This window comes from Naasia sp. SYSU D00948 (assembly GCF_017916515.1).
In the GTDB taxonomy this organism is placed as follows: Bacteria; Actinomycetota; Actinomycetes; order Actinomycetales; family Microbacteriaceae; genus Naasia.
Genome location: NZ_JAFMTA010000001.1, coordinates 1,498,665 through 1,518,502, shown reverse-complemented (window position 1 = coordinate 1,518,502; position 19,838 = coordinate 1,498,665). Strand labels below are relative to the sequence as shown.

Sequence of the window (19,838 nt, the reverse complement as noted above, 5' to 3'; positions counted from 1 at the left end):
AGGGCGGTCACGGCATCCTTCCTCGTCGCGTGCGAGACACGCGTTTCAGGAGGCAAGTGTACGAAACGGGTGTTTCAGGGATGTAACCGCGCGGCGCGGCGGACCAGCGCGACGTCGGTGCCGGGCGCCGACACGAGGGCGACCCCGAGCGGGGCCCCGCGGACTCCGGCGAGCGGTGCCGACAGCGACGGTGCCCCCGCCACCCCGGCGAGGCAGGTCAGGGTGAGCGTGGCGGCACGCAGCCGATCGACCTCGTCCTGCGCAGCGGAGATGAGGGGCGCCGGCGAGGCGGCGGCGGGCAGCAGCAGGACGCGCTCCGTCAGCAGCCGCCGCAGCTGGTCGCGCCGCTCGGCCAGGACGTCCCGCGCTCGGCGCTCCTCATCCCCCGTCACCGCAGCGGCGGCTCGGAAGCGGGCTGCGACAGCGCCGGTGACCGCGCCGGGGTGCGCCTCGAGCCACTCGCCGTGGACGCGCCACGCCTCGGCCGCCTGGACGGTGCGGAAGGCGGAGTAGGTGCCCCCGACGTCGGGAACCGACGCGTCGTCGGGCGCCTCCAGCAGTCCGTCGGCGACGAGCCGTCCCACCGCCGACTCGAAGGCCGCACGGATGTCGCTCTCGAGGGTGTCGAGGAGGGCGGGCACGACGGCGGGCGGCTGCTCCGCCGGACCGCCCTGCGGCAGCATCGCCCCGGCCACGCGCTCGAGGGTGCCCGCGTCCCGGGTCAGCCAGCCGACCGTGTCGAAGGACGGGGCCAGGGGCAGGAGCCCCTCGGCGGGCACCGCGCCGTGCGTCGTGCGCAGGCCCCACAGGCCCTGGTAGGAGGCGGGCACGCGGATGGAACCCGCGGTGTCGGTCGCGAGGCCGACCGACACGTGACCGAGGCCGACCGCGGACGCGGGTCCGCTCGACGAGCCGCCGGGCAGCGCCCCCGGCACGACGGCGTTCGGCGGCGTTCCGTAGGAGCCGTTGTCTCCGGCGATGCTGTACGCGAACTGGTCCGTGCGGGCGATGCCCGTGACGTCGGCGCCGGCGTCGAGGAGGGCCTGGACCGCCGGCGCGGTCGTCCTCTCCTCCTGCGCCTCGTCGAGGTACTGCGGCACCCCTCCGCCGATCCGCTGTCCGGCGATCGCGAACAGGTCCTTGACCGCGACGGTCTCCCCGACGAGCGGGCCGGTTCCCAACCCGGGCACGAGCGGGGTGCCGGCGACGCGCCAGATCCGGCGGTCGAGCGCGGGCGCCGGCGTGCTCACGTGCGCGGCGGCGATCCGCCACCCCTCGGCGTGGCGGTGCCAGAGCTGCGTCTGCTGGCCCCGCCCGCCGGTCTCCGGCTCGAGCACCGCAACGACGAGCGCCGACTGCTCGCCGGCGCGGCGGACGTGCACCGCTCCGATGCGACGGCGCGGCGCGCCGCCGCGCGCCCGCCGGAACGCGGCGATGGCGTCGGAGCCCACGAGGAGCCCGCCGGCATCGCCGCGCAGCGTGTGCGGACCGGGCGCGAAGAGCTCGTCGAGCACGGCCACGTCGTCCTCCATGAGGGCCTGCTCGTAGCGCCAGAACGCGTCGAGGAGCCCGTCGGGGACGGGACCGTCCGCCGTGATGTCGTCGGTGCGCGGCATCTCAGCCATCGAGGTCGGCCACCCGGATGCGCGCGTGCACGCCCTTGACCCGGTCGACGACCTGCGAGATGTCGAAGTCCGTCGCGGCGGAGAGGTAGGCGAGGGCGTGCGCGCGGTCCATGCCCCATCGGGCATGCAGCAGCTCGATCGAGGCGCGGACGCAGCGGGCCACCGCCTCGTCGAGGTCCTCGTGCAGTCCGGTGGGGACGAGGTACTTCCCGGTGTCGATGAGGGGTCCGCTGACGGCTCCGTACTCGTGCGTCGCCTCCGCGGCGGGGAGGACCTCGAAGCGCAGCGTCGCGCGCAGGGACGCCTCCAGGGCGGTGAGGGCGACCTCGCCGTCGCCCTGGGCGAAGTGGGGGTCGCCGACGTAGGCGAGGGCGCCCGGAACCTGGACGGGCAGCAGCAGGCGGGTTCCCTCGACGAGGAGCTTGACGTCGATGTTGCCGCCGAACGCGCCGGGCGGCACCGAGTGCGGCCGCTCCGGTCCGGCGACGGCCACACCCATGACACCGAGGAAGGGCGCGAGCGGGAAGCGCGCGACCCGGTCGGAGTCCGGCCCGAACGGCAGCGTCCCGTTCAGGGCGCCGTCGGCCGCCTGCTCCAGCGGCGAGAAGAGGCTGACGGTGCGGCCTCCCACCGGGTACTCCCCGGGCAGGGCGCCCCTGCCGTGCCGGTTGGAGACGACGCCGTAGGGGACGCGGGGCTCGAGGCGCACGATCTCGATCGCGAGCAGGTCTCCCGGCTGCGCGCCCTCCACCGCGATCGGTCCGGTCACCACGTGGGGGCCGTCGGCGTCCGGCGTGCGCGGATGCGCCGACGCGGCGAGCGCGACGGCGTCCTCGAGCACGAGGCCGGCGGGGACCCCGTGGCGGCCGAAGAACGCGAGCGGGTCCCGCCCCTGGTCCTCGAGGACGCCCTCGTGGCTCAGCGTGTCGACGGTCACGGTCTCGCCCGGACGGACCGTCAGCACCGGCGCGTCCTCCTCGCAGGGCAGCCGGCCCCAGAAGACCTCCTCCGGGCGCGCGGGAAGGTAGTGGTCCCCGGGGCGGGGCCCCGTTCCGGGCTGGAGCGCGTCGAAGCGCGTTCTGAGCATGAGGTCGGCCACAGCCGTCACCCTAGGCCGCGGGTGTTACGGGCGGGAAACAGCGCCGGAGTTCCCGGTGACCGCCCGCGACCGGGGTGCTTCGCGGCGCGTCAGTAGGCTGATCGGAGCCGGCGCCCACGCCGGCGCTCCCATGTCGGCGCTGCGGCGTCGCGGAAGGACCACGTTGACCGCAGTAGTGACACTGACGCCCGCGCCCGTGCTCGACCGCACCTACCTGGTCGACTCCTTCGCCGAAGGCAAGGTGAACCGCGCGTACGAGGTGCACGAGTACATGAGCGGCAAGGGCCTCAACGTCGCGCGCACCCTGCACCTCGCCCGGGTCCCCGTGGCGGGCATCCTGCCCATCGGGAAGGACGACGAGCACCTCCTCTTCCGCACCCCGTACCCGCACATCCTGCGGATCGTGCCGATCGCCGGCCGCGTCCGCGTCAACACGACCGTCGTCGACCGGGGCGGACGCACCACCAACATCAACCAGACGGCGATCCCGATGAGCTCGTCGGACTGGGCGCGCGTGTGCGAGCTCGCGCGCGAGCAGGTCGATGAGACGAACGCGGACTGGCTGGTCGTCTCGGGCGTGCATCCGAGGATCGCCGAGACGGGCGAGTACGTCGACCTGAGCGACCTCTTCGGGGCCGTCCGAGCGAGAGGGACCCGCGTCGCCCTCGACACGAGCGGCCCGCCGCTCGAGCACTGGGTCAGCAGCGGCCTCGTCAACCTCATCAAGCCGAACGCGGACGAGCTCGCCAACCTCGTCGGCCGGAACCTGCACACCATCCAGGACGCGCTGGAGGCCGGGCGCGAGCTCAACGCGCTCGGGATCGAGATCGCGCTGGTGTCCCTCGGCGTGGACGGCGCCCTCGCGATCACCGCGGACGAGGCGCACTGGGGCAGGGCCGTCGCGAGCGAGGTCGTCAACACCACGGGCGCCGGGGACGCGACCCTGGCCGGCTTCCTCGCGCACTCGGTCCGCGACGACGTCCCGGCGGAGCCCGGCCGGCCGGCCGCGCTCGCGCTTCCCGCGGCTCTCGGCTACGCGTGCTCCTGGGGAGCCCTCGCCGTTTCCCTGCCGACGACGCTGCTGCCGAGCTTCGACGCCGCGCCGGAGCCGACCGTCACGGCGCCCGAGCCGGACCGCGCCCTGCGCGAGCCGACGCACCTGGTCGGCTGACGCCCGGCTACGCCGTGGCCGTCGCGGGCTCCGGCCGGACGGCGTCCTCACGGGGCGGCACGGCGGGGAGCGTCACGGTGAACACCGTCGAGCCCGGCGCGCTGTCGACGCGGACCGTGCCGCCGTGCGCCTCGACGACGCCCCGCACGATCGACAGTCCGAGGCCCGTCGTGCCGGTGGTGCGGGCGCGGGAGGCGTCGCCGCGCGAGAACCGCTCGAACAGGGTCGAGGCGACCGCCGGGTCGATGCCCGGCCCGTTGTCGCGGACCCGCAGCGTCAACGTGCCGTCCTCCGCGCGCTCCAGGCCCGCCGTCACCGTCGTGTCGGGCGGGGTGTGGATGCGGGCGTTCGCGAGGAGGTTGACGACGACCTGACGCAGCCGCGCCTCGTCACCCTGCAGCACGACGGGCTCCTCGGGCAGGTCGAGCGTCCAGTCGTGGTCCGGGCCCGCCGCATGGGCGTCGCCGACGGCCTCGAGCACCACGCGCGACAGGTCCACCTCCCGGCGCTCGAGCTCGCGGCGCGAGTCGAGGCGGGCGAGGAGGAGCAGGTCCTCGACGAGGGAGGTCATCCGGATCGCCTCGGACTCGATGCGCGCGAGGCTGTGCCGGACGTCCTCCGGCAGGTCCGGCTGCGTGCGCCGGGTCAGCTCGGAATACCCGCGGATCGAGGCGAGGGGCGTCCGCAGCTCGTGGCTCGCGTCCCCGATGAACTGCCGCATCCTGTCCTCGCTCGCCTTGCGCACCGCGAGCGCCTCGCCCACGTGCCCGAGGAGGCGGTTGAGGGCGGCGCCCACCCGGCCGACCTCGGTCGCCGGATCGGTGTCCTTCTCCGGCACGCGGATGCTGATGTCGACGTCGCGGTCGAGGGGCAGCTCCGCGACGCTCGTCGCGGTCGATGCGACCCGGCGCAGCGGCCGCAGCGCGGCACCGACCGTGATCCACGCCGCCGCGCACGCGAGCAGGAGGCCGATCGCCGTGACGACGAGGACGATGGCCCCGAGCTGTCGGACCGTGTCCTGCACGGGCGACAGCGGCAGTCCGGTGACGAGGGCGCGTCCGAAGCCGGAGTCGACGATCGCCACCATCCGGTACTCGCCCAGGTCGCCGCCGAGGTCCACGCTGTGCGGCCTGCCGTCCCCGATGAGCTGGAGGATCGCCTCCTGCGCGGGCTCGGACAGGGACTGGAGCTCGCCGTAGCGGTCGAGGTAGCCGGACGAGGTCACCCGGCCGGCCTCGACGAGCGCGATCACCGTGCCCTCGCCCTGGCCGAGCACGAACCCGCCGCCCGGCCCTGACCCGTCGCCCGGTCCGCGGCCCGCCCGGTCCGCGGCCTCGAGCACCTCGGCGTCCACCTGCCCGACCAGGTAGGTCTGCAGGACGGCGACGGACACGACGCCGATCACCGCGGCGACGGCGGCAAGGAGGGCGGCGACGATCAGCACCAGCCGGAGCCGGAGCGATCGCGTTCCGGTCATGGCGCCGGCTTCAGCATGTACCCGGCTCCGCGGACCGTGTGGATCATCGGGGCGCGGCCGGCGTCGATCTTGCGGCGCAGGTAGGAGATGTAGATCTCGACAACGCTCGATTTGCCGCCGAAGTCGTAGCTCCAGACCCGGTCCAGGATCTGCGCCTTGCTGAGGACCCGGCGCGGGTTCCGCATCAGGTAGCGGAGCAGCTCGAACTCCGTCGCGGTGAGCTCGATCGGCTCGCCGGCGCGGAACACCTCGTGGCTGTCCTCGTCGAGGGACAGGTCGCCGACGGTGATCACCGGGTCCGACTCGTCCGAGACGGCGACGATCGAGCGGCGGATGAGGCCGCGGAGCCGCGCGACGAGCTCCTCGAGGCTGAACGGCTTCGTGACGTAGTCGTCGCCGCCCGCCGTGAGGCCCGTGATCCGGTCGTCCAGCGAGTCCTTCGCCGTGAGGAAGAGGACGGGAGTGTCGGTGCCGTCGGCGCGCACGCGCTGGAGCACCTGCAGGCCGTCGATGTCCGGGAGCATGATGTCGAGGACGATCGCGTCGGGCTTGAACTCCCGCGCCATGGCGAGGGCCTGCCGGCCGTCGCCCGCCGTCTTCACCTCCCAGCCCTCGTAGCGGAGGGCCATGGAGAGGAGATCGGTGAGCGTCGCCTCGTCGTCGACGACGAGGACCCGGATCGGGGAGCCGTCGGCGCGGCGCATGGGGGCACGGGCCACGCGGGCGGCGGTGTCGGAGGAGGCCATGCCTCTCAGTATGGGAAGAAGTCTATGAGCGGCCTGTGGCGCTCCTTTGCGGGAACACAGAAGCGGGCCGGGGAGATTCCCCGGCCCGCTTCGTGATGGAGGCGGTCAGACCCGCCCCCGCATCGGGTCAGTTGCGGCCGGCGCCGCGGCCCGTGCGGTGCTTCGCGTCCGCGGTCTCGAGGACGTCCTGGACCACGTAGTACTGCGGCTTGCGCTCGAGGTTCTCGTCCCAGAGCAGGGCCGAGCCCATGCCCGTGAACCAGCCGGGCACCCACGACTGCTCGTCGGAGACGCCCCAGACCGTGTACGAGACGCACTCGCGGACGGCGAGGCAGGCCTCGATGGTCTGCCGCCAGTAGTCCTCCTGCTGCTGCTGGAGGGCCGGCGTCAGCGGCTCCTGCGTCTCGGGGCTGTCGACGAACGTCCGCACGTCCACCTCGGTCAGCGCGATGTCGAGTCCGAGGTCGGCGAAGCGCTGCATGTTCTCCTGGAACCCGCCCGGGAACCCGTACTCGGTCGAGAGGTGGGTCTGGAAGCCGATGCCCTCGATCGGGACACCCGCGGCGAGCTGCTCCTGGACCCAGGCGTAGAGCGCGTCGCTCTTCTGGCCCATGTGCTCGATCGCGTAGTCGTTGTAGAAGAGGACGGCCTTCGGGTCGGCGTCGTGCGCCCAGCGGAACACGTCGGCGAGGATCTCCGGCCCGAGGTGCTGCACCCAGAAGCGCTCCGGGTGGATGCCCGACTCGAAGTCCCCGGTCTCCCAGTCATCGACGAACGCCTCGTTGACGACGTCCCAGTGCCAGATGTCGCCCTTGAAGTGGCTCACCACGTTGTAGACGTGCTGCCGGAGGATCTCCCGGAGCTCCTCCGTGCCGATGGTGCCGTCGGCGACACCCTCGGTGAGCCACGCGGGCAGCTGGTTCTGCCACAGCAGCACGTGGCCGCGCACGAGCTGGTGGTTCTCCTTCGCGAACTCGACGAGCTCGTCAGCGGGGCCCCAGTTGTACTCGCCGCGGACCGGCTCGAGGGTCTCCCACTTCATCTCGTTCTCCGCGGTCACCGAGGAGAACTCCTCCGCGATGATCTCCCGGTACTCCGGGTCCTGGAGGCCGGCCGGGCTGACGGCCGTGCCGATCCGGAGGCCGTACTCCGCGCCCAGGTCGCGGAGGGAGTCGTCGTGCTGGTGCGAGGCGGGGGTCGAGTGCGGCGCAGCGGCGTAGGCCGGCACACCACCCAGGACGAGCGTGGCCGCACCCACCACACTCGCTGTACCGAGAACCAAGGTTCGACGGAAGGACACGAGAAGCACTCCTTTGTCTTCGTACCGCTGACGCCACTGTCAGGAAAGTTTCGTGGTCACCAGCGACAACTTTCTGTTGCGTGTCTACGGTAACCGCCATGGCGGGAGGCGCAACAAATCGGGGGCGCCTTCTCGGCGAGTCGTCAGGAACTGGGGCGCGGCATCCTTCTCGGGCCTGGAACGCGAACGAAACACCGCCGACTCACAATCCCGGTTGACTGAGCGGGCATGGCGCCCGTGCGCCGGGGAGGAGGACGCTCGTGTCGGGCACAGTGCAGCGAGGCCTCGTCCCCACCGTCGACCGTGCCGTGCCGGAGCTCATGCGCGCGGTGACGGCGGGCCGACCGGGCGGACCGGACGAGCTGCGCATCTCGTCCTCCGTACCCTCGCCGGTGCGCACGGGCAGTGAGGTCCTCGTGCGCGTGCTCGCCGCCGGTGTGAACCCGGTCGATGCGAAGACCCGCGCCGGACGCGGCGTCTCTCGCGCGGCGTCGTGGCCCCTCGTCCCCGGCTTCGACTTCAGCGGCGTCGTTGTGGAGTCGCCCTACGACGCCTTCCCCCTGCAGCCGGGCGATGAGGTGTTCGGCATGACGGCCTTTCCCCGCACGACGGGAAGCTACGCCGAGTACGTGAGCGTGCCGGCGCTGAACCTCGCCCGCAAGCCCCGGGTGCTGTCCCACGTCGAGGCCGCGGGGGTTCCGCTCGCGGCGCTCACCGCGTGGGGCACGGTCGTCGAACTGGCCAAGGCGCACGAGGGCCAGCGGGTGCTGATCCACGCGGGCGCGGGCGGCGTCGGGCACTTCGCCGTGCAGTTCGCGTCGTACTTCGGCGCCGAGGTCGCGACGACCGCCTCGGCGGAGAACGCCCGCTGGCTCACCGGGCTCGGCGCGTCCCGCGTGGTCGACTACGCGAGCCAGGACTTCGGGGACGTCCTCGACGGCCTCGATGTCGTCATCGACGCGGTCGGCGGGGACACCGGCCGCCGCTCCCTCGACGTCCTGCGCGCGGGCGGCCACCTCATCAGCCTCCCCTCGGGCGGCTGGACGACGATGCGGGAGGACGCCGCCGCGGCAGGCGTGCGGGCCACCGGCTTCTGGGTGGTGCCGGACGGCGGGACGCTCGCCGTGATCGCGCGCCTGATCAACTCCGGCGACGTCCGGGTAACGGCCGACGCGGTCTTCCCCCTCGAACGCGCCGCGGACGCGCACCGCCTGCTCGAGCAGGGCCACGTGCGCGGCAAGGTCGTGCTGCAGGTCAGCGACTACTGACCGGGGCCCATCCCCGCACCCGCTCCACGACGAACTCCTTCGGATACCGGCCCTCGGGATCCGGCTCGAACTCGAAGACGTCGAGCATGAGCTGCATCGGGTACGACGGCGACTGCGCGCTCGTCTTGACCACGACGCCGTCGACCTCGAACACGAGCCCCTCCGGGGTCCACTCGACCGCGTAGTCGTGCATGGCGGTGAGGTCGCCCTCGATCTCGATCTTCTCGAAGTCGTCCGTCAGCGCCGGGTCGGCGAAGGGATGGACGCCCATACCGATCATGCCGCGATCGGCATGGATCTCGCCGCCGAAGATCTCGAGCAGGCATATCTCGCCGCTCTCCTCCGGGGTGCGCTCCACGCCGATGAGCCAGAGGCCCACCATGGTCCGGGGATCCGCGTTCGCCGCGGCCCGGATCTCGATGCGGCCGCGCTGCGGGGTCCACGCCCAGCGCTCGGCCTGCGCCTCGCGCACGACGAGGTCCGGCCGGAACCGGTGCTGCCCGTCGCGGCTGCCGATCGGTCCGGAGCGGACGCCCGTCTGCAGGTTGGAGACGCGGATGCCGCCGTCCCACTCGGGAGCCCACGGCTCCTGGTCCGCCTCGATGAGCAGGTGCAGCCCGTCGTGCGCGAGCCGCCAGCGGGCCCGGGTGCGCTCCCGCGACGACCACTGGGGCAGGTAGTGCGGGATCCAGCGCTTGCCGAACCCGGCCGGGTCGTCGAACCGCTCGTCGAACACGAGCTCCCGGTCGCCGATCACGCCCGCCATTCTCCGGCACGGTGCGAGCGCCTCGCACTTCTGGGTCCCGGTCGGGAGGCGCTCAGAGGAGGGCGACCATCACGTGGTCGGAGTGCGGCTGGTCGCCGACGAAGTACGTGCGCGGCCCGGCGATCGCGAAGCCGCTCTTGCCGTAGAAGCGGATGGCGCGCGCGTTCTCGGAGTTGACGCCGAGCCACACCGAGCGGACGCCCTCCTCGACGGCGCGGACGAGGGTCGCCGCGACGAGCTCGCCGGCGACTCCCCGGCCGTGCCGATCCGGGTGGACGTACACCTTGCTCAGCTCGATCGTGGGGCGGACGGTGACAGCCGCCGCCACGTCCGCGTCCTGCGGCTCACCCCGCACGAGCATGGTGTAGCCGGCGAGTCCCTCGGGCGCGGCCGAGACGAGGAGGATGCGGCCCGGATCGGCGAGATACCCCTCGAAGCTCGCGACGCTGAGCGTCGTCGCGATGTGCTGCGCGATGGCCTCCGGCGACGTGCCGGGCGGGCACGCGAGCGGGAACGTGAGCGCGGCGAGCTCAGCGAGGGCGGCGGCGTCCGCCGGAGCGGCGGGGCGCACGACGGGCATGGGGACCTCCGGGAACGGCGGAACGCCCGGCCCCGCGAGGGAGCCGGGCGTTCCGGATGCGTCTCTACAGCGCGTTGACGTCCAGCGGGATGCCGGGGCCGAACGTGGTCGACACGGCGCCCTTCTGGATGTAGCGGCCCTTGGCGGCGGCCGGCTTGAGCCGGAGGACCTCCTCGAGTGCGGCGCGCAGGTTGTCGCTCAGCTGCTCCTCGGAGAAGCCCGCCTTGCCGACCACGAAGTGGACGTTCGCGTGCTTGTCCGTGCGGAACTCGATCTTGCCGCCCTTGATGTCGGACACGGCCTTGGCCGGGTCCGGCGTGACGGTGCCGGTCTTCGGGTTCGGCATGAGGCCGCGGGGGCCGAGGACGCGACCGAGGCGGCCGACCTTGCCCATCATGTCCGGAGTCGCCACCGCCGCGTCGAAGTCGGTCCAGCCGTTCGCGACGCGCTCGATGAGCTCGTCGCCGCCGACCTCGTCGGCGCCCGCAGCACGCGCCGCGTCGGCGTTGGCGCCGTTCGCGAACACGATGACACGGGCGGTCTTGCCGGTGCCGTGCGGGAGGATGACCGTACCGCGGACCATCTGGTCCGCCTTGCGCGGGTCGACGCCGAGCTTCAGCGCGACCTCGACGGTGGAGTCGAACTTCTTCGACCCGGTCTGCTTGGCGAGGCCGACGGCCTCCGCAGGGGTGTAGTACTTGCCCGGCTCGAGCTTCTCAGCGGCGGCGCGGTAGGCCTTGGACTTCTGTGCCATGTTCTTCTCCCCGCCCTTACTCGACCGTGATGCCCATGGAACGGGCGGTGCCGGCGATGATCTTCTCGGCGGCCTCGATGTCGTTCGCGTTGAGGTCGGGCTGCTTCTGCTCGGCGATCTCGCGCACCTGCTGACGCGTGAGCTTCGCGACCTTCGCCGTGTGCGGCGTGGCCGAGCCCTTCGCGACGCCCGCGGCCTTCTTGATCAGCTCGGCGGCCGGCGGGGTCTTGAGGACGAACGTGAAGGTCCGGTCCTCGTAGACGGTGATCTCGACGGGGATGACGTTGCCGCGCTGCGACTCGGTCGCGGCGTTGTACGCCTTGCAGAACTCCATGATGTTGACGCCGTGCTGACCCAGCGCCGGCCCGATGGGCGGGGCGGGGTTCGCGGCGCCAGCCTTGATCTGGAGCTTGATGAGCCCCGTGACCTTCTTCTGACGTGCCATTGTGTGTTTTCCCTTTCATCGAGCGGCCGGGGCCGCTCTCCCGCCTCCCCGGCGGTTCCGAGGTGCGGTGGTCTGGAGTTCGAGCGCTCGAGGCGCTCCCGGTATTCCCGGCTAGAGCTTGGTGACCTGGTCGAAGCTGAGCTCGACCGGCGTCTCGCGCTCGAACAGGGAGACGAGCACGGTGAGCTTGCCGCTCTCCGGCTTGATCTCGCTGATCGTTCCGGGCAGGCCCGCGAACGAGCCCTCCTTGATGGTGATCGTCTCGCCGATCTCGAAGTCGACCTCGGCGGCGATGGAGCGCGCCTGCGTCGCGGCACCGCGGGCGCCGCCGGCGGCCTTCGCGGGAGCCTCGGTCACCTGCACCGTGCTCTTCAGCATGTTGAACGCCTCTTCGAAGCGGAGCGGCGTCGGGTTGTGCGCGTTGCCGACGAACCCGGTGACGCCCGGCGTGTGCCGGACCATCGACCAGGAGTCCTCGTTGAGGTCCATGCGCACGAGCACGTAGCCCGGGATCCGCACCCGGTTCACGAGCTTGCGCTGGCCGTTCTTGATCTCGACCACGTCCTCCATGGGGACCTGGACCTCGAACACGGCGTCCTCCTGGCCGAGGCTGCCCTTGCGCTGCTCGATGTTCTGCTTCACGCGCTTCTCGAAGCCGGCGTAGGAGTGGATGACGTACCACTTGCCCGGCTTGAGGCGCAGGTCGCGGCGGAACTCCTCGTACGGGTCCAGCGCGGCCTCTTCGGCCTCGTCGTCCGTCGCGGCGACAGCGGCATCCGCCTCGTCGATCGAGTCGATCTCGAGCGCCTCGTCCACGAGGGCGTCCGCCTCCGGGTCCGCGGCCTGCTCGACGGCGTCGAGGACCTCGTCGAGGTTCTCCTCGTCGTCGCTCACGACATGGATGCCGCCCGGGCCCTCGGGGGCGTGGCCGACCTCGCCACCGCCCAGGACGTCACCCTCCTGGACCTCGCCGACCTCGGAGTCCTGCTCGGCGGCCGGGACGACGTCGAGGTCTCCACGGTGATCGCGGTACCCGCGCAACTCGTTGGACACTGTGCTCTCTCTCTGCTGCCCGCGGGAGCGGGCGGAAACGTGGGCTAGGCGGGCGGGTTCCCGAACACGAAGACGACCAGCGCGCTGAAGACGAAGTCCAGGCCGCCGACGATCGCCATCATGATGATGACGAAGACCAGCACCACCGCGGTGAACCCGAACAGCTCGCGCCGAGTCGGGGTCACGACCTTCTTCAGCTCGCCGATCACCTGGCGGATGAAGAGCGCGATGCGGGCGAACGGCGACCGTCGGGCCTGCCGCTCCCGTCTCGCAATGGCTACGACGTCCTCGCTGGGCTCGTCGATCACCTTCCGCGCCACGACAACTCCTTGTGTTCCACCTCGGCCGGTCGGGCCAGGGACCCGCTCGGCGGCGGGCCCGTCCACGCGGCTGCGTGGACGGCTGCAGGGCGGACAGGACTCGAACCTGCAACCTGCGGTTTTGGAGACCGCTGCTCTACCAATTGAGCCACCGCCCTAGGAGGAAGAGGCACAGGGCTTCGCCATTCCCGAGGGGAGACGATGTTCCGCCGATGGGCGCGGCAAATGCTGGCTTCTTCCGACCAGTGTCGCCCAGTCTAACAGAGGCCCGGTGACGAGCCGATCCTTGCCTCCCGGGCGCCTGGCTAGTCTTGCAGGCATGGCCTCCTCGCGCATCTCCCCCCGCATCGCCGCGATCAGCGAATCGGCGACCCTGAAGGTGGATGCTAAGGCGAAGGCGCTCCAGGCGGAGGGCCGCCCGGTCATCAGCTTCGCGGCGGGCGAGCCGGACTTCCCCACACCGGGCTTCATCGTCGAGGCCGCGGAGCGCGCCGTGCGGGACCCGCGCAACCACCGCTACACCGCCGCGGCGGGCCTCCCGGAGCTGCGCGAGGCGATCGCGGCGAAGACCCTGCGCGACAGCGGCCTCGAGGTCTCCCCGTCGCAGGTGATCGTCACCAACGGCGGCAAGCAGGGCGTGTACCAGGCGTTCGCGACCATCGTCGGCGAGGGCGACGAGGTGCTCGTGCCGGCTCCGTACTGGACGACGTACCCGGAGGTCATCAAGCTTGCGGGTGGCGTTCCCGTGGAGGTGTTCGCCGGAGCCGACCAGGACTACCTGGTGACCGTCGAGCAGCTGGAGGCCGCGCGCACCGAGCGCACGAAGGTGCTGCTCTTCGTGTCCCCCTCCAACCCGACCGGGGCCGTCTACAGCGCCGAGCAGGCTCGCGAGATCGGCCAGTGGGCCGACGAGCACGGGCTGTGGGTCATCGCCGACGAGATCTACCAGAACCTCGTCTACCCGGAGGGGCTCGCCGAGGACGCGACGCCCGAGGCCGCGGTGTCGATCGTCCGGGCGGTCCCGTCCCTCGCGGATCGCACGATCCTCGTGAACGGCGTGGCGAAGTCCTACGCGATGACCGGATGGCGCCTCGGCTGGATGGTCGGACCGGCGGATGCGATCAAGGCGGCGGCGAACCTGCAGTCGCACCTGAGCTCGAACGTGTCGAACATCTCACAGCGCGCCGCGATCGCGGCCCTCACCGGCCCTCAGGACGAGGTGGAGGCGATGCGCCGGGCCTTCGACCGACGGCGCCGGCGGATCGTCGCGGAGCTCAATGCGATCGACGGGTTCGTCACCCCGACGCCCGAGGGCGCGTTCTACGTCTACCCGGACGTGACCGCGCTGCTCGGCCGCGACTGGAACGGCACGACCCCGACCACGTCGCTCGAGCTCGCGGACCTGATCCTCGAGCAGGCGGAGGTCGCGGCGGTGCCGGGCGAGGCGTTCGGGCCGAGCGGCTACCTCCGCTTCTCGTACGCGCTCGGCGACGACGCCCTCCTCGAGGGCGTGCAGCGCCTCCAGCGCCTCTTCGGCTGAGGCGCGGGTCGTAGGAACGACTCGCGCCCGGCAGCGGGAAGCGCATGTCCGCGCGACCAGCGGCGGCATCCACCGGTCGGTGGATGCCGGAATCAGACCATCGGCCGGTGCCGGGAGCGAGCGGGCGCGGCCAGCATGGTCGCCATGGACATCCCCCGATCCGAGCCGGTCGTCCGGGTGCGCGACCTGGTGAAGCGCTACGGCACCCGCGAGGCGGTGCGCGGCATCGACTTCGACATCTTCCGCGGCGAGACGTTCGCCCTGCTCGGCCCCAACGGCGCCGGCAAGTCGACGACCATCGAGATCCTCGAGGGCTACCGCGAGCGGACGTCGGGCAGCGTGTCCGTCCTCGGCGTGGATCCGCACGAGGGCGACCTCGACTGGAAGGCGCGCCTCGGGATCGTGCTGCAGAGCACCGGCGAGTCGGGCAACGTCACGGTCCGCGAGCAGCTGACCCACTTCGCCGGCTTCTACCCCGCTCCGCGCGACGTCGACGAGGTGATCGCCTCCGTCGGACTGGAGGAGAAGGCGACGACCCGCATCAAGGCCCTCTCGGGCGGACAGCGCCGGCGCGTCGACGTGGCGCTCGGGATCATCGGCCGCCCGGAGCTGCTGTTCCTCGACGAGCCCACCACGGGCTTCGATCCGGAGGCCCGGCGGCGGTTCCGGGAGCTCATCCGCCGCCTCCAGGGCGAGGGGACGACGATCCTGCTGACCACCCACTACCTCGACGAGGCGGCGCAGCTGAGCGACCGCGCCGCGGTGATCGCGGGCGGGGCGATCGTCGCGTCCGGCGCGATCGCGGAGCTCGGCGGCGAGGACGCCCGCACCCCCACCGTCCGGTGGACCGAGCGCGGCGAGCGCCGCCAGCTGCGCACCGAGACGCCCGGCGCCGTCGTGAGCGAGCTGGTCCGCCGCCTCGGCCACGAGCCGGAGGACCTCGAGGTCGCCCGGCCCACCCTGGAGGACGTCTACCTGGAGCTCGTCGCGGCGGGCTCGGCGACGGAGGTCTCATCATGAGCACCACGGCACTCCCCCTGCGCGCGGTGGCCGCCCGGCGGCCGTCGGCGCTGAGGCTCGGCCTGTCCCGGGCTGCGTACGAGATCCGCAGCTACTTCCGGCTCGGCGACACCCTCTTCTTCACGTTCCTGTTCCCCGTCGTGATGCTCGCGATCTTCTCGGTCGCCTTCAGCGGCGCGGGCCTCGTCGGCGTGAACGGGCAGCCCGATCCGGTGAACGGGATCAGCATGGCCCACTCCTACCTCCCGGGCATGGCGGCAGCGGGCCTCCTGCTCTCCGGCGTGCAGAACCTCGCGATCGACATCGCGATGGAGAAGGGCGACGGCACGCTGAAGCGGCTGGCCGGCACGCCCCTGCCTGTCCTGTCCTACTTCCTCGGCAAGTTCGGCCAGGTGCTCGTGACGTCGCTGCTGCAGCTCGCGCTCCTGCTCGCGGTGGCGCGCATCCTGTTCGGCGTCCCGCTGCCGACCGCGCCGGAGAAGTGGGTCACGTTCGCGTGGGTGTACCTCCTCGGGCTCGGGACGTCCGCGGTGCTCGGGATCGCCCTGTCCGGTGTGCCGCGCTCGGGCAAGAGCGCGTCCGCGGTCATCATCCCGATCGTGCTCGTGCTCCAGTTCGTCTCCGGCGTCTACGTGACCTTCGCGGCGCTGCCCGACTGGCTGCAGAACCTCGCCTCGGTGTTCCCGCTGAAGTGGATGGCCCAGGGCATGCGCTCGGTGTTCCTCCCCGACGCCTTCGCCGCCCAGGAGCAGACCGGCACCTGGGACCTCGGCACCACGGCGCTCGTCCTCGGCGTGTGGCTCGTCGCCGGGCTGATCGCGTGCCGGTTCGCCTTCCGCTGGATCCGCAAGGACTCCTGACCCGGTGAGCGATCCCGCGACCGGCCTCGCCCGGTCCCTCCGCTGGTGGCACCTCGCGTTCGCCGGGGTGCCGCTGGCGGCGTTCGCCCTGACCATGGCGCAGGAGAGCGCCCCGGAGCGCCGGCTGGCGGCAGGCGTGCTCCTCGCGCTCGTCCCGCTCTGCTGGCTCGCGTTCGGCCGGCTGTCGTTCGCCCGGCCGCGGGTGGGCGCCGCCTTCGCGGCCGTGCTGATCCTGCTCGCGGCCGCGGTGATCGCGATCCAGCCGAACGCGGCCCTGCTGCAGTCCCTGGTCTACCCCTTCGTCTGGGTCCGGTCCGAGTCCACGCGGGCGGCCGTGGCCTGGAACGCGGCGGTCGCGGTCGGGGTCTTCGCCGGCCTCGTCGTCGCCTACGACGGCTCCGTGTTCGCCCCCGCCGCGATCACGGCGCTGTCCCTCGCGTTCAGCCTCGCCTTCGGACTGTGGATCACCCGCATCGCCGAGTGGGGCGAGGAGCGCGCGCGGCTCCTCGACGAGCTCACAGCGGCGCAGGACCGGCTCGCCGCGGCCAACCGGGAGCAGGGGACGGCGGCCGAGCGCGAGCGCATCGCCCGGGAGCTGCACGACACTCTCGCGCAGAGCCTCACCGGGCTCGTGATCACCGCGCAGCGCGCCTCATCGCCGGCCAGGACGCCTCAGCAGCTCCGCGAGGACCTCGCGCTCATCGAGTCCATCGCGCGGGACGCGCTCACGGAGGCCCGGGCCGTCGTGGCCGCGAACGCATCCGTCGCGGTCGACGGTGGCCTCGCGGACGCCGCGGACCGGCTGGCGGCGCGGTTCGAGCGGGAGACCGGGATCGCGGTGTCGGCGCACGTGCAGGCGCGGGTGCCCCGGGAGCTCGAGGTGGTGCTCCTGCGCTGCGCCCAGGAGGCCCTCGCGAACATCCGCAAGCACTCCGGGGCACGGGCGGCGTCGCTGACGATCGAGGAGGCGCCGGACGGCGTCGTCCTCACCGTGGAGGACGACGGCCGCGGCCTCGCCGCCGGGATGCCGGAGTCGTCGCCGGGGTTCGGCATCGCCGGCATGCGGGAACGGCTGGAGCTCGTGGGCGGCGACGTCGCCGTGGCGCCCCGCGAGGGCGGCGGCACCAGACTGACGGTGCGGGCCCCGATCGCGGGCGAGGGAAGGAGGACGGCATGAGCGAGGCGCCGGTGCGGGTGCTGGTGGCGGACGACCATCCGATCGTCCGGAGCGGCATCGTGGCGCTCCTCGCGGACGACGAGCGACTGCACGTCGTGGGCGAGGCCGCGGACGGGGCCGAGGCGGTCCGGCTCACTGAGGAGCTCCGGCCGGATGTCGTGCTCATGGACCTGCAGATGCCGGGCCTGGACGGGGTCGGCGCGACGGAGCGAATCGCCGCGGGCGGCTCCGGCGCCCGGGTGCTCGTGCTCACCACCTACGAGAGCGACACGCTCATCCTCGACGCCATCACCGCCGGCGCGAGCGGGTACCTGCTGAAGGCCGCGCCGCGCGAGGAGATCCTCGCGGGCATCCTGTCGGTCGCGGCCGGCGACACCGTGCTGGCGCCGTCCATCGCGGCGACGCTGGTCGGCCGGGTGCGGAAGGAGAGCCGCCCGGCGGTGCGGCTGAGCACCCGGGAGCAGGAGGTGCTGACCCTCGTCGCCGCCGGCCGGAGCAACCCGGAGATCGCGCGCGAGCTGTTCATCGGCGAGGCGACGGTCAAGACCCACCTGCTGCACGTGTTCGAGAAGCTCGAGGTCGGCGACCGCACCAGGGCGGTGACGCGCGCGCTCGAGCTCGGCCTGCTGCCGCCGAACCGCTAGCGGGTCAGACCGTCAGGCCGACCAGCACCGGCTCGGGCTGGAGCAGGACCCCGAACTCGGTCTGGACCCGGGCGCGGATGAACCGGGCGAGCTCGGCGATCTCCTCGGCCGTCGCCCCGCCGCGATTCACGATCGCGAGGGAGTGCTTGGACGAGACGGCGGCACGCGATCCTGGCAGGCTGAAGCCGCGGGTCACGCCCGAGCGCTCGATGAGCCAGGCGGCGGAGAGCTTCACCCGGTGCTCGTGGGGGACCGGAGCGGCGATCGGGTCGCCGAGCGAGGCGATGACGTCCGCGTCCTCGCCTCCGACCGGCCACCGTGGCGCCTCGGCGGGAAGGGTGCGAGCGAAGCTCTCGCCGACGACCGGGTTGGTGAAGAACGATCCGGCGCTCACCGAATCGGGATCCCCCGGATCGAGCACCATCCCCTTGCTGCGCCGCAGGTCGAGGACGGCATCGCGCAGCTCCCGCAGCGGCACCCGGTCCCCGAGCTCGACGCCGAGGGCGTTCGCCAGCTGCGCGTAGCGGACCGGCGCGCTCAGCTCGGACGCGGTGAGCTCGAACTCCACCTCGGTGACGATCCCCTGGCGACCGCGCTTGAACACCGACGTGCGGTACCCGAGCCCCAGCTCGGCGGCCGGGAGCCGCGACAGGTCGCCGGTGGCGTAGTCGAGGAACTCGACCGCGACGACGCTCGCCCCGAGCTCCTGCCCGTAGGCGCCGATGTTCTGGATGGGAGCCGCCCCGGTCGATCCCGGGATCCCGGAGAGCGCCTCCATGCCGGCGAGGCCCTCGTCCACGCAGAAGGCGACGAGGTCGTCCCACGGCTCCCCCGCGTCGACCCGCAGCAGCACCCGGCCGTCCGGCGACGGGTCGAGCGTGCGGATGCCGCGCCCGACCGGGAGGAGGACCGTCCCGTCGAATCCCTCATCCGAGGGGACGAGGTTCGAGCCTCCGCCCACGACGAGCCACGGCTCTCCATCGGACCAGACGTCGAGCGCGGCCTCGACGAGTTCCACCGCCGATCCGGCGCGCACGACGCGGCGAGCGGGGCCGCCGACCCGGAGGGTGGTCAGCGAGGCGAGCGCGACGTCCTCCTCCTCGGTGACCCCGACCGGCGCGCTCATGCTCCCGGCACGAGCACGACGACCTGCGCCTTGCCGAGGACGGTGGCGCCGGCTGCCCTCACCGTGAGGTCGATGCGCGCGGTTCCCGCCTCGGTGTCGAGAGCGCCGACCTTCGCGGTCACCTCGAGCGTCGCCCCTTCGACGGGGTCGACGACGACCGGGCGCGTGAACCGGACCTGGTAGTCCCGGACGCGGGAGGCGCCGCCCGCCCAGTCGACGACCGGCTGCACCGCGGCGCCCATCGTCAGCATCCCGTGCGCGAGGACACCGGGAAGGCCCACCTGCTCGGCCACGTCGTCCCGGTAGTGGATGGGGTTGAAGTCGCCGGACGCGCCGGCGTAGCGCACGAGCGAGTCGCGCGTCAGCGGGATCGTGCGCTCGGCGACCACATCGCCCACGGCCAGCTCGGTCACGAGTCCTCCCCCCGCACCACGAGCGTCGACACGGCAGTGACGACGTGCTCGCCGGCACCGTCGCGGATCACGGACTCGGCCGTGACCATCGAGTTGCCGCCGAGGCTCTTCACGCCCGTGATCGTCAGCGTCGCTGTGAGCTCGTCGCCCGCGACGATCGGCCGGGTGAAGCTGAACCGCTGGTCGCCGTGCACCACCCTCGTGAAGTCGACGCCCGCCTCCTCGTCGGCGAGGAGCTGGGCGAGCGTGTGCTCCTGGACCACGACGGCGAACGTGGGCGGCGCCACGACGTCCGCGAAGCCGGCCTCGCGGGCCGCGGCCGGGTCGAGGCTCAGGGGATCCGCGGAGAAGACGGCCCGGGCGAACTCGCGCACCTTCTCGCGTCCGACGAGGTAGGGCTCGGTGGGCGGATAGCTTCGGCCCTCGACCGCCGGATTCACTGCCACCCCGTCAG

General features: G+C 72.5%; 21 protein-coding genes and 1 tRNA gene. 7 read left to right on the top strand and 15 right to left on the bottom strand.

Going from position 1 to position 19,838, the window contains the following annotated elements; genetic code table 11:
- Positions 1 to 74: 74 nt before the first annotated feature.
- Together J3P30_RS07215 and J3P30_RS07210 are read right to left on the bottom strand one after the other, a co-directional pair.
- A complete protein-coding gene (locus J3P30_RS07215; protein ID WP_246852731.1) occupies positions 75 to 1,625 on the bottom strand; it encodes an AtzH-like domain-containing protein in 1,551 nt (516 codons plus the stop codon).
- Complete coding sequence (locus J3P30_RS07210; RefSeq protein ID WP_210481910.1) at positions 1,618 to 2,712, bottom strand: acetamidase/formamidase family protein; 1,095 nt, start codon at positions 2,710 to 2,712, stop codon at positions 1,618 to 1,620. The genes J3P30_RS07215 and J3P30_RS07210 overlap by 8 nt, the downstream gene beginning before the upstream one ends.
- A 175-nt stretch (positions 2,713 to 2,887) precedes the next feature.
- Between J3P30_RS07210 and J3P30_RS07205 the strand changes: the two genes are divergently transcribed.
- On the top strand, positions 2,888 to 3,895 hold the full coding sequence (locus J3P30_RS07205; protein WP_210480244.1) for a 1-phosphofructokinase family hexose kinase: 1,008 nt from the start codon (positions 2,888 to 2,890) through the stop codon (positions 3,893 to 3,895).
- Between the two features lie 7 nt (positions 3,896 to 3,902).
- Here the strand turns inward: J3P30_RS07205 and J3P30_RS07200 are convergent, their stop codons facing one another.
- From J3P30_RS07200 to J3P30_RS07190, 3 genes are all read right to left on the bottom strand, one after another.
- Positions 3,903 to 5,372, bottom strand: coding sequence for a cell wall metabolism sensor histidine kinase WalK (locus tag J3P30_RS07200; RefSeq protein WP_210480243.1), 1,470 nt, complete (start codon positions 5,370 to 5,372; stop codon positions 3,903 to 3,905).
- Positions 5,369 to 6,118 (bottom strand): response regulator transcription factor, encoded by a 750-nt coding sequence (locus J3P30_RS07195; protein ID WP_282593728.1) that lies wholly within the window; start codon positions 6,116 to 6,118, stop codon positions 5,369 to 5,371. Before J3P30_RS07195 ends, J3P30_RS07200 begins: the two co-directional genes overlap by 4 nt.
- 127 nt (positions 6,119 to 6,245) lie before the next feature.
- Positions 6,246 to 7,400: an endo-1,4-beta-xylanase gene (locus J3P30_RS07190; RefSeq protein ID WP_210480242.1), complete on the bottom strand. Its 1,155-nt coding sequence runs from the start codon at positions 7,398 to 7,400 to the stop codon at positions 6,246 to 6,248.
- A 278-nt stretch (positions 7,401 to 7,678) separates the two neighbouring features.
- Between J3P30_RS07190 and J3P30_RS07185 the strand changes: the two genes are divergently transcribed.
- Positions 7,679 to 8,686 (top strand): NADP-dependent oxidoreductase, encoded by a 1,008-nt coding sequence (locus J3P30_RS07185; protein WP_374058542.1) that lies wholly within the window; start codon positions 7,679 to 7,681, stop codon positions 8,684 to 8,686.
- Here J3P30_RS07185 and J3P30_RS15390 read toward each other — a convergent pair.
- The 7 genes from J3P30_RS15390 to J3P30_RS07150 all read right to left on the bottom strand — a co-directional run bounded on the left by J3P30_RS15390 (position 8,673) and on the right by J3P30_RS07150 (position 12,762).
- A complete protein-coding gene (locus J3P30_RS15390; RefSeq protein WP_210480241.1) occupies positions 8,673 to 9,443 on the bottom strand; it encodes a glycoside hydrolase family 16 protein in 771 nt (256 codons plus the stop codon). The two genes, J3P30_RS07185 and J3P30_RS15390, sit on opposite strands and share 14 nt — an antisense overlap.
- Before the next feature lie 61 nt (positions 9,444 to 9,504).
- Complete coding sequence (locus J3P30_RS07175) at positions 9,505 to 10,032, bottom strand: GNAT family N-acetyltransferase (RefSeq protein WP_210480240.1); 528 nt, start codon at positions 10,030 to 10,032, stop codon at positions 9,505 to 9,507.
- A 64-nt stretch (positions 10,033 to 10,096) separates the two neighbouring features.
- Positions 10,097 to 10,786 (bottom strand): 50S ribosomal protein L1, encoded by a 690-nt coding sequence (gene rplA, locus J3P30_RS07170; protein ID WP_210480239.1) that lies wholly within the window; start codon positions 10,784 to 10,786, stop codon positions 10,097 to 10,099.
- 16 nt (positions 10,787 to 10,802) lie between these two features.
- Complete coding sequence (gene rplK, locus J3P30_RS07165) at positions 10,803 to 11,231, bottom strand: 50S ribosomal protein L11 (protein ID WP_210480238.1); 429 nt, start codon at positions 11,229 to 11,231, stop codon at positions 10,803 to 10,805.
- Positions 11,232 to 11,342: 111 nt separating this feature from the next.
- A complete protein-coding gene (nusG, locus tag J3P30_RS07160; protein WP_307807432.1) occupies positions 11,343 to 12,284 on the bottom strand; it encodes a transcription termination/antitermination protein NusG in 942 nt (313 codons plus the stop codon).
- Positions 12,285 to 12,328: 44 nt separating this feature from the next.
- Positions 12,329 to 12,604: a preprotein translocase subunit SecE gene (gene secE, locus J3P30_RS07155; protein WP_210480237.1), complete on the bottom strand. Its 276-nt coding sequence runs from the start codon at positions 12,602 to 12,604 to the stop codon at positions 12,329 to 12,331.
- 85 nt (positions 12,605 to 12,689) lie between these two features.
- Positions 12,690 to 12,762, bottom strand: a tRNA-Trp gene (locus tag J3P30_RS07150).
- Between the two features lie 161 nt (positions 12,763 to 12,923).
- On the opposite strand from J3P30_RS07150, the gene J3P30_RS07145 reads away from it, so the two are divergent.
- The 5 genes from J3P30_RS07145 to J3P30_RS07125 all read left to right on the top strand — a co-directional run bounded on the left by J3P30_RS07145 (position 12,924) and on the right by J3P30_RS07125 (position 17,845).
- Positions 12,924 to 14,144 carry a pyridoxal phosphate-dependent aminotransferase gene (locus J3P30_RS07145; protein WP_210480236.1) on the top strand — a complete coding sequence of 407 codons (1,221 nt, stop codon included), beginning with the start codon at positions 12,924 to 12,926 and terminating at the stop codon, positions 14,142 to 14,144.
- Between the two features lie 144 nt (positions 14,145 to 14,288).
- Positions 14,289 to 15,164: an ABC transporter ATP-binding protein gene (locus J3P30_RS07140; RefSeq protein WP_210480235.1), complete on the top strand. Its 876-nt coding sequence runs from the start codon at positions 14,289 to 14,291 to the stop codon at positions 15,162 to 15,164.
- Positions 15,161 to 16,024 (top strand): ABC transporter permease, encoded by an 864-nt coding sequence (locus J3P30_RS07135; RefSeq protein ID WP_210480234.1) that lies wholly within the window; start codon positions 15,161 to 15,163, stop codon positions 16,022 to 16,024. Before J3P30_RS07140 ends, J3P30_RS07135 begins: the two co-directional genes overlap by 4 nt.
- Positions 16,025 to 16,028: 4 nt before the next feature.
- Entirely contained in the window at positions 16,029 to 17,201 is a 1,173-nt protein-coding gene (locus J3P30_RS07130; protein ID WP_210480233.1) for a sensor histidine kinase, read from the top strand.
- On the top strand, positions 17,198 to 17,845 hold the full coding sequence (locus J3P30_RS07125) for a response regulator transcription factor (RefSeq protein ID WP_210480232.1): 648 nt from the start codon (positions 17,198 to 17,200) through the stop codon (positions 17,843 to 17,845). The genes J3P30_RS07130 and J3P30_RS07125 overlap by 4 nt, the downstream gene beginning before the upstream one ends.
- A gap of 4 nt (positions 17,846 to 17,849) precedes the next feature.
- On the opposite strand, the gene J3P30_RS07120 is transcribed toward J3P30_RS07125, so the two are convergent.
- Genes J3P30_RS07120 through J3P30_RS07110 form a run of 3 tightly spaced genes read right to left on the bottom strand, consistent with a single transcriptional unit; the run spans position 17,850 to position 19,830 of the window.
- The gene (locus J3P30_RS07120) at positions 17,850 to 18,971 is read right to left on the bottom strand and encodes a UDP-N-acetylmuramate dehydrogenase (protein ID WP_210480231.1); all 1,122 of its coding nucleotides are present in this window, start codon (positions 18,969 to 18,971) and stop codon (positions 17,850 to 17,852) included.
- Positions 18,968 to 19,384, bottom strand: a complete 417-nt coding sequence (locus J3P30_RS07115; RefSeq protein WP_210480230.1) for a MaoC family dehydratase — start codon at positions 19,382 to 19,384, stop codon at positions 18,968 to 18,970. Before J3P30_RS07115 ends, J3P30_RS07120 begins: the two co-directional genes overlap by 4 nt.
- Entirely contained in the window at positions 19,381 to 19,830 is a 450-nt protein-coding gene (locus J3P30_RS07110) for a MaoC family dehydratase N-terminal domain-containing protein (protein ID WP_210480229.1), read from the bottom strand. The genes J3P30_RS07115 and J3P30_RS07110 overlap by 4 nt, the downstream gene beginning before the upstream one ends.
- Positions 19,831 to 19,838: the final 8 nt, after the last annotated feature.

Excerpts from the sequence above, each read along its gene's own strand:
- J3P30_RS07215 (WP_246852731.1), bottom strand. The coding sequence starts at position 1,625 with ATGGCTGAGATGCCGCGCACCGACGACATCACGGCGGACGGTCCCGTC.
- J3P30_RS07210 (WP_210481910.1), bottom strand. The coding sequence starts at position 2,712 with ATGCTCAGAACGCGCTTCGACGCGCTCCAGCCCGGAACGGGGCCCCGC.
- J3P30_RS07200 (WP_210480243.1), bottom strand. The coding sequence starts at position 5,372 with ATGACCGGAACGCGATCGCTCCGGCTCCGGCTGGTGCTGATCGTCGCC.
- J3P30_RS07195 (WP_282593728.1), bottom strand. The coding sequence starts at position 6,118 with ATGGCCTCCTCCGACACCGCCGCCCGCGTGGCCCGTGCCCCCATGCGC.
- J3P30_RS07175 (WP_210480240.1), bottom strand. The coding sequence starts at position 10,032 with ATGCCCGTCGTGCGCCCCGCCGCTCCGGCGGACGCCGCCGCCCTCGCT.
- rplA (WP_210480239.1), bottom strand. The coding sequence starts at position 10,786 with ATGGCACAGAAGTCCAAGGCCTACCGCGCCGCCGCTGAGAAGCTCGAG.
- rplK (WP_210480238.1), bottom strand. The coding sequence starts at position 11,231 with ATGGCACGTCAGAAGAAGGTCACGGGGCTCATCAAGCTCCAGATCAAG.
- J3P30_RS07145 (WP_210480236.1), top strand. The coding sequence starts at position 12,924 with ATGGCCTCCTCGCGCATCTCCCCCCGCATCGCCGCGATCAGCGAATCG.
- J3P30_RS07140 (WP_210480235.1), top strand. The coding sequence starts at position 14,289 with ATGGACATCCCCCGATCCGAGCCGGTCGTCCGGGTGCGCGACCTGGTG.
- J3P30_RS07135 (WP_210480234.1), top strand. The coding sequence starts at position 15,161 with ATGAGCACCACGGCACTCCCCCTGCGCGCGGTGGCCGCCCGGCGGCCG.
- J3P30_RS07125 (WP_210480232.1), top strand. The coding sequence starts at position 17,198 with ATGAGCGAGGCGCCGGTGCGGGTGCTGGTGGCGGACGACCATCCGATC.
- J3P30_RS07120 (WP_210480231.1), bottom strand. The coding sequence starts at position 18,971 with ATGAGCGCGCCGGTCGGGGTCACCGAGGAGGAGGACGTCGCGCTCGCC.